This is a genomic window from Bacillus cereus group sp. N21, assembly GCF_016483395.1.
GTDB lineage: Bacteria > Bacillota > Bacilli > Bacillales > Bacillaceae_G > Bacillus_A > Bacillus_A pseudomycoides.
Genome location: NZ_JAEHBX010000015.1, coordinates 92247 through 104283, shown reverse-complemented (window position 1 = coordinate 104283; position 12037 = coordinate 92247). Strand labels below are relative to the sequence as shown.

Below are 12037 nucleotides of genomic sequence, written 5' to 3'. Positions count from 1 at the left end.
TTGTTGAACGAGAGGAACTGTTTTTGTGAGGACAGAGACAGGAGAATCCCCCACCTCAAGCTCTTGTAGAGGTAGGTAGGGGTAGTTCAATAGTAGTTAGATTCCATAGTTAACAAGCAATGAATCAAAAAGTTCTGCTTTCATAAATCTAGAAAGCAGAACTAAAGCTTTCGTATTATTGATATTCGCTAAAAAGAAGAGAAGCTACTTACTCTTGTTATAATCAGATCTTGTTAAACCATAAACAACAGTATCTTCATACACTCCCCAATACAAACAACTTTGTTTAAATGTTCCCTCAAGTTTCAATCCTAATTTTTGCATGACTTTAGAAGAGGCTGGGTTTTTAGTAAAAGCATCGGCGTAAATACGATTTAGCTGTAATTCTTCAAATGCATATGTAACGATGACCTGACCGGCTTCTGTACAGTATCCTTTACCCCAATATGATTTACCCAGCCAGTATCCTAGTTCTCCTTTATTGTGTTTTTTGTTAATAAAAAGGTAAATACAACCGATGAGCATATTTTGCTCATTAACCATTGCAAAGTGAAAACTGTCCCCCTTATCCATAGCTGTATGAGTAGAGGTAATCCACTCTTCTGCCCAGCCATTTGGATAAGGGTGAGGAATAATTGTAGTAGTTTTCGCAACCTCTTTATCGCCTGCTAATTCTTGAACTCTCGGAGCATCATCTAATTCAAATGGGCGTATTGTTAATCTTTTAGATAAGAACATTGGATATTGCATTTCTTCTCATCCTTTCTAACTATACAAGTCTTTACTAAGTCTATAATACATAATTTTAAAATAAAACCTTATTAAAAAGTTGAATCTTCTGTTTAATTAATGAGTCAGATGTATAATATAGTTATGCTACAAGGAAGTGAAATTTTCATGTTTGGAAAAGGGGAGTTCTATATGCGTATTCTAGTACTAGGAGCTGGAGGAGTCGGAGGGTATTTTGGAGGCCGTTTAGTAGAAAAAGGGGAAGACGTTACTTTTCTCGTTCGTAGTGGACGAAAACAACAGCTTGAGAAAAATGGTCTTGTTATTCGTAGCATAAATGGAGATTTCTCCTTTATACCACAATTAATCACAAAAACTGAATCCGCAGATCCATTCGATTTAATTTTATTTTCAACAAAAACTTATCATTTAGAAGAAGCAATAAACGATTTGAAGCCATTTGTTGGTGAGAACACAATTATTATACCACTACTAGATGGTATAGCCCATCTATCTGTATTACAACGGGTATTTGGTGAGGATAAAGTTATTGGAGGTTTGTGTTTTATTGAAACAACATTAAACGGTGAGGGAGATGTTGTTCAAACTAGCTCTGCTGACCGACTTGTATTTAGGGAAATTAAACATCTACATGCAGAGCGAATATATGGGATTGCCGATGCATTAAAGGGTACAAAAGCAAGTTTTGTTTTGAGTAATCATATCGTGCAAGATATGTGGCATAAATATTTATTTATTACTGTTATGTCAGGTGTGACTACGCTAATGCGCGCACCAATAGGACCAATCCGTGAAAGTGATGGGGGACGGGACTTGATTCGGAATTTATTTGAAGAAGCAGCACAGATTATGAAAGCAACTGGAGCCCCAATTCAGGATAATATTGTTGACGAACATATGAAGACGATCGATAAGATTTCATATGATATGAAATCTTCTATGCAGCGGGATATGGAGAAAGATTCACCTATCGAGGGGGAGTACTTACAAGGATATTTGTTAAAATTAGCAAAACAATTTCATATAGATGCGCCATTGTTAAAAATTGTTTATCAAAATTTAAAAGTTTATGAAGAGATGCTGTAAGCGAACATTCCAACAGTCTATAGAGAGATTCGTAGACCTGCTGGTGTGACGGGTTTTCGAGGAGACATTTCCAAGTGAGTTACTGTAAATGAGATATAATTGGCTTGTTGTCTCTTGAAACAAGCTACAGCATAAGGAGAGGTGATTGCATTGATTAAATTTGTCCAAGTTATGTTCGGTAAACCTTGCAAAAAAGGTGATACGTTCCAAATTAAATTTGCACGTTTTGTTTATTGGAGTGCAATTGTAGGCTACTTTTTTGCGGTGATTCTTTTTGGGATCGCTTCACTTTTTAATAAAATATTCATTCCATCCCTTGTAGGCTCTTTGTTGTTTCCGTTTATATTTAGATTGGTTTATTATGTGAATTTAAAAATGAATGGTCTCGAAAAAGAAGGTGGATATAAAAAAGTACAAATCAGGTAATTGTATACGAACATTCAATATTTTATCCCGCTATTCGCCGATAGTAAGACTCTCACCTTAAAGTTCAACGAAAGGTTGGTTTATAAAAGCGGCTGTGTCACAAGACTCTGCTGATAAATGGCGTGCTGAGGTAACACCAGTAACAGGAAAACGCTTAATAGAAGCGCAACGTATTACAGATGGATATATCCATTTATGGTTTGATACGTACGTGAATCAATAAGAATTGAACTACCCCCACCTTCACTTTGTTTAGAGGAGGGAGTCTTCTCGGTTAAAATGATAAACTTACACATGACACAACTTAATAGAAAGAGAGGAGCTCTTACCAGAAAGGCCCTCTCTTTCTATTAAGTTCATTCGATCAATCTGTGTATTACAATCATGTTTGGTATACCAATTGTCTGTGCAACAAGGATGTCTTTATTAAGATACGGCAACGATTCTAGGAATAATCCACCATATCTAAAAATTTTCCCATTTATGTTTCGAATTTGCTGGTATTTTTACACTATCATCAGCTTCTAATAGATATTGTTCTTCATTTTTTAAAATTAAATTATCCATAATATTTAAAAGTAAAAAATTTCTTCTTCTAAACTATAGAAAAGAAACTTTTTACTTTTGAGATGTTTTTATTTTTAAATTTCTGGTGATACGGTGGTACCTAAAAAGATAAATAAGAATATTAGTTTTCGAGAGTAGATATAGGAAGATTTACATTGATTGTCGTTCCTTTACCTACCTCACTTTCAATAAGTATCTTTCCTTGGTGCTTTTCGATCATTTTATAACAGATCATTAATCCTAAACCGATACCATCTTCTTTAATACTATAAAATGGCTCTCCTAGGTAAGGTATACGATCTTTTTCAATTCCACATCCGTAATCAGTAAATCGAATGTTTACCTGGTTTTTATCAGGTATATATTCGATTTGAATCAAGACTTCCCCTCCCATTGCTGTCGCTTCAATCGCATTTTTTAAGATATTTATAAAAACTTGCTTTAATTGATTTCCTTCACAAAGGATGAATGAAGTATCAGATGTAAACTCAGTTGTAATTTGTATGTTGTTCATCATTGCTTGAGGCTGAAGTATCATTACAACTTGTTTCATTAATACATTAAGATCATTTGTTTTAATTTCTAACGCCTGAGGCTTTGCTAGTGCCATAAATTCATTTGTAATACTTTCTATTCGCTCAATCTCTGATAACACGATATCTATATAATGTTCATTTTTCTTATTTTCCGATGATTTTAGTAAATGCATGAATCCTTTCATTGCTGTTAAAGGATTGTTAATTTCATGGGCAATTGCAGTGGCTAATTGACCAACTACAGCAAGTTTCTCTGATTTTCGTAATAATTCCTCTGTTTTTAACCGCTCAGTGATATCTCGAGAGATACTCAAGAAAACGTTTTTGCCATTCAAGTTAAAAACACGGACACCAAACTCAGTTGTTATTGTTTTTCCTGTTGGAAAAACAAATTCATCTTGCAAAGTGAAAGAAGTTTGCCCTTCTCTAATTTTTTTTATTACTCTTTTGACCATTGGAGAATCTGGCGGAACGGTACTAGGAAATGGCATTGAGAGAAGCTTCTCTCTACTATATCCAAATCTTTTACACCCAACAGGATTTACCTCTATAAATCCTGTTGGAAATTGATCCTCATTCAGCTCTACTACATATACTGCGTCAGTTGCTTGTTCGATTAGTGCACGGTATTTCATTTCACTGTCTTTTAATTGTTGATGTAATCGATGGAGTTCTCTTTCTGCTTGTTTCCTTTCAGAAATGTCTCTACAAATTCCTGATAAAGCAATTACATTGCCCCTTAAATCTAGAATGGGTGAAACCGTCAAGCTTACATCAATTAGAGTTTTATCTTTTCTTTGTCTAACTGTTTCTAACCTAGTAATAACAGGGTCTTGTATATTGGTATTTTTAATATTTTTTATAAATTCTAAAGTTTCATTCATTAAAAAATCAGGTATGCAAGGTAATTTTTTTCCCAAGATTTCTTTTTCTGACCATCCAAATATCTTTTCATAAGCTTTATTGGCTTGTATCATATGTCCATCTAAATCAAATATAGTGATAGCATCTACGTTATGATTAATAAATGATTCCAGCCGATCTTTCGTCACCTTTAGTTCATCTTCCGCATTTTTTCTTTTCGTTATATCAACAGTAGAACCAACTACCTCAATAACTGTTCCTTCTCGTTTAACAGGCCTAAGAGAGAAAAGTATAATAGTCTCATCATTGGGCCATGGCAGTTCGAAACTGACTTCTTCACCATCCCATGCCTGTTGATAATATTTTAGTAGTCGAGGAAGTAAATGAAATGAAATAATGGAAGAATCTATGGTAAGTAAACTTCTTCCTACCACTTGTTCTGAGTGAAACCCATGTTGATAAAATAACTGCCCATCACACATAGTATGAATAAAATTTCCATTTACTTTTTTAAATTTAAAAATACCTCCTTGCAATTCATGTACGGTATCCCTTAATTCTTGCTTGGATTCTAGTAATGTTTCATTCGCTTTAGTTAAATTTTGTGTTAAACAATATAATTTTTGATAGGACTCCATAAGAAAAATACAGATCAATAGTCCAGAAGATATAAATAATGTACCTTGAATGTCAAAAAGTATAAGAGGTATAGAAGGAAAAAAGAATCCGAATACCAAATGGATCATAGCTATATAAACAGCTAGATAGAGAAAGACTCTCTTAAAGGGATGAAGCTTCTTGAGATAAGTTTCAAAAATAGTATATATAGTAGCTATTCCTAAAGAAACAATCAAAGATGGTCCCCAATTACCACCAAGATAGAAAATGCGCATAATTATAATAAATGTTATTGTAATCCAACCGGCCGTACGACCAAAATAAATGTACGAAATTATAAGAGGAGCCATTCGGAGATCATAAAACAATCCCATGTGCTTAAAATTAAAGACCATCAGAATAGCAGCTATGATACCGGCAACTACTCCTCCGTATAGCCGGTTTAATTTAGAATTAATATTCAAAATCAACACTCGAATGAATATAGCTGAGCTAACTAGGAAAGCAAAAATAGATAGATTAATGAAGAATCCTTTGAAAATCATGTAATATTCCTCCTCCCATTGAATATATTCGACAAAAAGTAAGGAAATCCTACAAATAAAACGGGTTTTAGATTTAATATTTCGAACAATAAGAGTATTAATAGGGGAACTGATAGAAGTAATCGATGGGTCTAGATATATGTATACTGTAGTTGAAAAAAGGTGAAGTCTATTCATTAATAGATAGCGTATATATAAATAATTTGATTGTGGTGCAAAAACTTCAAAAGCTAATTTTATATGATGCATTATATTCATTCACGAAGTAATACCCTATATAATCATCACAATTTTTCTATTTCTAAAAATTTAAGCCATTGTTTAAAAGTTTTTGTTTACTTTTTCTAAATAAGGGAGTATGATAATCGACAGTTTCGAATTTCTAAATCGCTGAAACCTGATGGTACGGGGGAACCGTTTTTATGGATTGATACATAATCCAAGGGGTGAATCCTTGCAAAAGAGGTAGGGCTACTCACAGGCCCGAATCCGACAGCTAACCTCGTAAGCGTTATATGAGAAGGAAGGTGGAGCTTGTGCGACAAAAAAATTAATGTCTACAAGTCTATTTGTTATGACTTGTAGACATTTTTTGTTTTCTGAAAAATAGCGTATTAATTTGACTAAAAGAGAAATGTACGTACAAAGTTATTGGAGAGTGGACAGCAGTGGTTTCAACTATAAAGAGGTTTTTAATTGGAAGACCCTTAAAATCAACCGAATTAGGAGAGCAAAAGCTTAATAAAACGAAAGCGTTAGCGATTCTATCTTCTGACGCATTATCATCGGTTGCCTATGGTCCGGAGCAAATATTGATTGCTCTATCTACAGTGGGGGCGTTAGCATTTTGGTATTCTATTCCAATCGCAATAGGAGTCTTAGTTTTGCTAACAGCTCTAATTTTGTCTTATAGACAAATTATTTTTGCCTATCCTCATGGCGGGGGAGCATATGTAGTATCAAAAGAAAATTTAGGTGTTAATCCAGGATTAATAGCCGGAGGTTCCTTATTAGTAGACTACATTTTAACGGTGGCAGTAAGTGTATCTGCAGGTACAGATGCTATTACATCTGCTTTTCCTAGCTTACATGCTCATAATGTAATTATTGCTATTATCTTTGTATTATTTATTACAATTTTGAACTTAAGAGGAGTAACGGAATCAGCTTCTATTTTAGCTTATCCCGTTTATTTATTTGTTTTAGCGTTATTTATATTAATCGGTGTAGGTATATACAACATTGTAACAGGTGAAGTCTCACCTAATTTGCATACACCAATTGGTACACCAGTAGCAGGGATTAGTTTGTTTTTACTTTTAAAAGCATTTGCATCAGGTAGTTCTGCTTTGACAGGTGTTGAAGCCATTTCCAATGCGATTCCAAACTTTAAAGATCCGGCTCCTAAAAATGCTGCTAAAACGTTACTTGCGATGGGCTCCTTACTTGCAGTGTTATTTTCAGGAATCGTATATTTAGCTTACTATTATGGTATTACTCCAAGTGAAGAGGTAACAGTTGTTTCACAAATTGCCGAAGAAACATTTGGACGGAACTTCATGTATTTCTTTATTCAAGGAACAACAGCGTTGATATTAATACTTGCTGCTAATACTGGTTATTCTGCTTTTCCTTTACTAGCAGTTAATCTTGCAAAAGATAAGTTTATACCTAGAATGTTTACAGTTAGAGGAGACCGATTAGGGTATTCAAATGGAATTATCATACTTGGAATTGCTTCAATTCTTTTAATTATTGCTTTCCAAGGGCAAACGGAACATCTCATTCCACTTTATGCAGTAGGCGTGTTTATTCCATTTACGTTGTCCCAGTCTGGAATGGTAGTAAAATGGATTCGTGAAAAGCCTCAAGGATGGATTTTAAAATTAACGATTAATTTAACGGGTGCTATTATTAGTTTTATAGTTATGAGCATGTTCTTTTTAACTAAGTTTTCACAAGTTTGGACAGTCTTAATTTTCTTACCTGTCATTATTATTGTTTTTCATCGAATTAGAAAGCATTATGAAGCGGTAGGTGATCAATTAAGTCTTAAAACTTGTGAACCAATTGTGCCGATTGAAGGGAATGTCATAATTGTTCCTGTTGCTGGGATGACTCATGTAGTAGAGAATTCATTAAATTATGCTAAATCCCTTTCACCAGATCAGGTCATAGCTGTTTACGTTTCTTTTGAAAGAGAAGATGAGAAGAAGTTTGAAGAAAAATGGAAGAAATGGCAGCCTGAGGTTAGACTGGTGACACTATACTCTCATTACAGAAGTATTATTCAGCCGCTAACCAAATTTATTGATACAGTTCAATATAAAGCGAGCGAATCAAATTATCGGGTTACTGTAGTAATACCGCAATTTATTCCTAAGAAAGGCTGGCACAATATTCTTCATAACCAGTCTAGCTTATTGATTCGTGCATTCTTGCTTTATAAGAGAAATGTAGTTATTACAACTGTACCGTATCATTTGAAAAAATAAAGATTATAGAACAAGCAATTTCTAAGGTAGCTTTACTTATGTAGAGCTACCTTTTTATACAAATAGGTTTTATATCTTATCTTTGTGTATCCAATCCTTATGTTAAATTTGGTATTTCGAAACTTTTTACCACTCCAAAAGTTATTCTTTCTAACCTTGTTAAAATTCCTATCCATTTACTTTCACCAATTCTTTGAACGACCCTGGTTTTTAAAATGATTATCTACATTTTATGAATATATTTACTACTATTAAGGCAATAAAGATATATAGTTTTTGATTTTTTCTTTAAGAATATTATTACAAAAGTGCATGTTCCACATCCACATTCGTCATTAAGTAGAAGGGGGGAGTTTATATCTGTTTCTCCATACCAATCTATCTTTTTAAGAAGTTGTTAAAATAGAGTGAATGATAAGACGGAAAAGGATCTGATTTACAGAAGAGCAAGGAGAGGATATATTCGTGCACAAATAATTTTAAGGATACGCTAGGAAATTTCTAATTTATCAAGAAAAATTAAATTTAGAATAAATGATATAAAGAAGCTTCTTGGGGGGAGGAATGTTAAATTTCAATACATATTTTATAGTAGGGAGTAGATTTTAGTGGGAATTGAACAATACGGTGGTCACTATACTTTCAATTAGGAAGGGAAAAACATGAAATTTTTGTCTCGTTTTGTCCGGCATTTCCGCCGCTTGCAGTGGAAACTGACTTTATTTTATGTATTAACAACCATTGGTGTTCTATTAACCCTTGAAGTGGTAGGCTTTCTTATTTCACTTAGTCTAGTGAAATATAATGCGGACCAAATGTTTGAACAACAGATAAGCATACAGGCCCAAAATATATCTTCTAATTTTAATGGACCATTGATTAATCAAAATCAACTGAAGAAGGCATTAGAAGATTGGCCCATAGAAGTAGGGACTGAATTCGATGGATTTTCTGTGGTGACTGATCCAAATGGGAAATTACTTGCAAGTGCTGGAGAGAATGTGCCTCAGTTTATTGATTTTAAAACAGAGTTCCCTGCGAAAGTTTATCGAAATATATATACAGCTCTGTCACTGAAACCATCCGAAGCACGTAAGTTAAAAACATATAGCTATCATAAAGGTGGGGTTTTATATATTGTTGCTCCGTTATCTAATGAGAAAGATGTTCTTGGGGTATTAGTAGTTAAAGCAGAAAACATACATTTTTCTTTGTTCGATTTTTGGAAGGCTACTTTTCAGTTTTTTGGATTTCTTTATTGGTGCAGCAATTGTTGGTATTACTTTTGGAATTATCACCTCTCGAAGTCTCGTTCGTCGTATTCAAAAGATATTAAACTCTACAGATCAATGGAGTCAAGGAGATTTCACAACATTTGTACATGATCCTTCAAAGGATGAATTAGGGCAGTTGGCATATAAGTTGAATCAAATGGCGAAACAATTACGTACCTTACTTAGAGTGCGGCAAGATTTAGCGACACTTGAGGAACGCAATCGATTAGCTCGTGAGCTACATGATAGTATTAAGCAGCAACTGTTTGCTATATCCATCTGGTTGAATACTAGTAAATCTCTTATTGGAAAAGATGATGATACCGCTAAAGACCATTTGTTAAAGACAGAAAACTTGTTACATCAAACGCAGCGGGAGTTAAGTGCATTAATTCGGGAATTATGTCCTGTCGCACTTGAGGGCAAGAATTTGGCACATGCATTAAAAGACTATGCGGGGATGTGGCAAGAACAAACGGGTATCATGGTTAATTTGGAGACAAGTGGACAGCAACAAGTATCCCCCATTATTGAAGAAACATTTTTTCGCATCACACAGGAGGCACTGAATAATGTTGCACGCCACAGTCAAGCAAATATGGTAATGATTCATCTAGAGTGCGAAGAAGTTGTAACTCTTTCTATTCATGATAATGGTTGTGGGTTTGATATGAAAAGGGGAGCTCGACAAGGAGTAGGTTTGTCCTCTATGCGTGAACGGATTCATGCGTTAAAAGGGAATATCGATATCCAAAGCGGGATAGAGAAAGGTGTGAAAATTACCGTTCAATGTAAACAAGCAGACATTCGGGAAGATAACAATCCGAATGCCAATGGTTATTTAGAAGAGGTGACAGAAAATGGAGAAGGAAGATCCGATTTCGATTTTAATTGTTGATGATCATGCAATTGTAAGACAAGGATTGAATACTCTGTTCACAATTCAACCTGACTTTCACGTGGTTGGAGAAGCAGAGAATGGTGAGAATGCTACGGACCTAGCTGCTGAGCTTGTGCCAGATATCGTACTCATGGATTTAGTGATGCCGGGTATCAATGGTGTAGAGGCGATACGAATGATTAAACAAGTTAGTCCTCGTTCTCAAGTGATTGTGTTGACTTCTTATCATGAGGACGAGTACATTTTTCCAGCGTTACGTGCAGGGGCAATATCATATGTGCTTAAAGACATTGAGCCTAATCAATTGGTTGAAACGGTAAGGAGAGGCGTACAAGGCGAATCCATTATGCATCCACGGGTGGCTGCACGGGTTGTTAATGAGATTCGCGCTACGAAACAGGCATCTCCCGATCCATTTTCCGAGCTAAGTGAACGAGAATTGGAAGTATTACGATTGATTGCTAGGGGGCTCACGAATGCTGAAATTGCTGAAAGTCTTTTCATTAGTGAAAAGACAGTGAAAGGCCATGTTAGTAACATTTTAAGTAAGCTTCATATGCTTGATCGTACGAAAGCTGCTGTTTTTGCATGGGAACAAGGGTTTATGCGTCCGAATCAGGAAAGCGATTATTAATTTATATCTAGAAAGTTCTCAACCTAATTCCTTTACATGGAATTGGGTTTTTGTTTTCTAGCGACATTTACAAGAAGTGGGCCTAAAGCCTTAATCATGTAAACTCCTGTTTATAAACGGATCTTTAGACCTGTTTATAAACAGGTCCGTGGATTCGTTTCAAATTGTTTCTCCTATTATAGTATGAACTTACTCATCACTATCCACTAAGGAGTTGGAGACTATGGTTTTTAAATTAAATCATATACGACAGTCGACTGAGAATAACTCAGAATACACATTGAAAGATAGGAAGAGGAATCAAAATAAACTGCTGTCAGATTGGCATAGATGGGTTGCTTATATAGCTGCAATCTGGTCTTTCTTGTATGGGATTTTGGGGCTTTATTGGGCTTTAGGAGGCGCAGGATTTCCTTTTGGTGAAAATGATTCAAGAGGGGTTATGATGGGATCATTTTTAGCAAACATACAATCAGATGTGGGAGGAGTGACAATCGCTTGCATTGGAGGGATTGGAGCAATCGCTGCATTGGCTACAATCCGAATGTGGGGGGAAATGATTCCACGTGCAGTCCTGCTCATTTTCGCATGGATAATGTGTATGACTCTAGTGTTTGTGATTCCTGATGTCCGGGTATTACAGAATTTCGCTTATTCATTCATGCTACACTTTCAACTCATTGATTGGTCTGTAATAAATCAACTTCTATGTATGGTAGGAGGATTTTTGTGGGGAGCCACAGCCTTGGCTTATCAGCGGCGGAGCCGGGAAGCATGTGTGAATTGCGGGCGCCAAAAGGAGACTCAGGATAACTCAATTGCCGGAAACAGTTTTGGGAAATATGCAACCTACATTGCTATCGTTATGGCACTTCCTTATGGCATTGTCCGCTTAGCGTGGGCTGCAGAGATTCCATTGGGAGTGAGTGATGCAGCAGCAACATTAATTAGCAATCAATCATTTACGGAACGTTTGATAGAGGTCGTACTTGGGGGATTACCAATATGCGGTGCTATTCTTACATTGGGACTTATCCAAAAATGGGGAGAAAATTTTCCTCGTTGGTGCCTTTATTTGGCTGGAAGACGTGTTCCTATTTGGTTCGCGGTGATACCAGCGACATGTGCATCTGTTCTTATCACTCTTGCGGGATTAAAAATAAGTCCGATTATCATTTTGAAAATATTGGATGGTTCCATCAATGCTGGAAATTGGGGAGAATTAGGGCCTTCACTATTTTGGCTTCCATGGGGAATAGCATTAGGAGTGGCAACTCTTGCTTATTATCAAAGAAGGAAAGGCCAGTGTGGATTTTGCGGAAAGTTTTAGCATTTGAACTT

9 protein-coding genes, 1 pseudogene and 1 riboswitch are annotated in these 12037 nt (G+C 35.5%); of the genes and pseudogenes, 8 read left to right on the top strand and 2 right to left on the bottom strand.

The window, feature by feature from the left end:
* Positions 1 to 204 precede the first annotated feature (204 nt).
* On the bottom strand, positions 205 to 750 hold the full coding sequence (locus JDS96_RS11370) for a GNAT family N-acetyltransferase (RefSeq protein ID WP_199666816.1): 546 nt from the start codon (positions 748 to 750) through the stop codon (positions 205 to 207).
* A 171-nt stretch (positions 751 to 921) separates the two neighbouring features.
* On the opposite strand from JDS96_RS11370, the gene JDS96_RS11365 reads away from it, so the two are divergent.
* From JDS96_RS11365 to JDS96_RS11355, 3 genes and pseudogenes are all read left to right on the top strand, one after another.
* Positions 922 to 1836, top strand: a complete 915-nt coding sequence (locus tag JDS96_RS11365; protein ID WP_199666815.1) for a ketopantoate reductase family protein — start codon at positions 922 to 924, stop codon at positions 1834 to 1836.
* A 150-nt stretch (positions 1837 to 1986) separates the two neighbouring features.
* Positions 1987 to 2262 carry a hypothetical protein gene (locus tag JDS96_RS11360; protein ID WP_018765378.1) on the top strand — a complete coding sequence of 92 codons (276 nt, stop codon included), beginning with the start codon at positions 1987 to 1989 and terminating at the stop codon, positions 2260 to 2262.
* A 64-nt stretch (positions 2263 to 2326) separates the two neighbouring features.
* Positions 2327 to 2485, top strand: a pseudogene (locus JDS96_RS11355) (phospholipase); the annotation flags it as partial.
* A gap of 465 nt (positions 2486 to 2950) precedes the next feature.
* Here JDS96_RS11355 and JDS96_RS11350 read toward each other — a convergent pair.
* Complete coding sequence (locus JDS96_RS11350; RefSeq protein ID WP_018781408.1) at positions 2951 to 5392, bottom strand: PAS domain S-box protein; 2442 nt, start codon at positions 5390 to 5392, stop codon at positions 2951 to 2953.
* A 378-nt stretch (positions 5393 to 5770) separates the two neighbouring features.
* Positions 5771 to 5919: riboswitch (cyclic di-AMP (ydaO/yuaA leader) on the top strand.
* 141 nt (positions 5920 to 6060) lie between these two features.
* Here JDS96_RS11350 and JDS96_RS11345 point away from each other — a divergent pair.
* From JDS96_RS11345 to JDS96_RS11330, 5 genes are all read left to right on the top strand, one after another.
* Positions 6061 to 7887 (top strand): APC family permease, encoded by a 1827-nt coding sequence (locus tag JDS96_RS11345; protein WP_199666813.1) that lies wholly within the window; start codon positions 6061 to 6063, stop codon positions 7885 to 7887.
* Between the two features lie 662 nt (positions 7888 to 8549).
* A complete protein-coding gene (locus JDS96_RS33015; RefSeq protein ID WP_307838174.1) occupies positions 8550 to 9272 on the top strand; it encodes a hypothetical protein in 723 nt (240 codons plus the stop codon).
* Positions 9157 to 10059, top strand: a complete 903-nt coding sequence (locus JDS96_RS32005) for a sensor histidine kinase (protein ID WP_307838175.1) — start codon at positions 9157 to 9159, stop codon at positions 10057 to 10059. The genes JDS96_RS33015 and JDS96_RS32005 overlap by 116 nt, the downstream gene beginning before the upstream one ends.
* Positions 10022 to 10696, top strand: coding sequence for a response regulator (locus tag JDS96_RS11335; protein WP_040119411.1), 675 nt, complete (start codon positions 10022 to 10024; stop codon positions 10694 to 10696). Before JDS96_RS32005 ends, JDS96_RS11335 begins: the two co-directional genes overlap by 38 nt.
* Positions 10697 to 10919: 223 nt before the next feature.
* Entirely contained in the window at positions 10920 to 12026 is a 1107-nt protein-coding gene (locus JDS96_RS11330) for a hypothetical protein (protein WP_199666812.1), read from the top strand.
* The last annotated feature ends 11 nt before the right edge of the window (positions 12027 to 12037 follow it).

Excerpts from the sequence above, each read along its gene's own strand:
- JDS96_RS11330 (WP_199666812.1), top strand. The coding sequence starts at position 10,920 with ATGGTTTTTAAATTAAATCATATACGACAGTCGACTGAGAATAACTCA.
- JDS96_RS11370 (WP_199666816.1), bottom strand. The coding sequence starts at position 750 with ATGCAATATCCAATGTTCTTATCTAAAAGATTAACAATACGCCCATTT.
- JDS96_RS11335 (WP_040119411.1), top strand. The coding sequence starts at position 10,022 with ATGGAGAAGGAAGATCCGATTTCGATTTTAATTGTTGATGATCATGCA.
- JDS96_RS11350 (WP_018781408.1), bottom strand. The coding sequence starts at position 5,392 with ATGATTTTCAAAGGATTCTTCATTAATCTATCTATTTTTGCTTTCCTA.
- JDS96_RS33015 (WP_307838174.1), top strand. The coding sequence starts at position 8,550 with ATGAAATTTTTGTCTCGTTTTGTCCGGCATTTCCGCCGCTTGCAGTGG.
- JDS96_RS11365 (WP_199666815.1), top strand. The coding sequence starts at position 922 with ATGCGTATTCTAGTACTAGGAGCTGGAGGAGTCGGAGGGTATTTTGGA.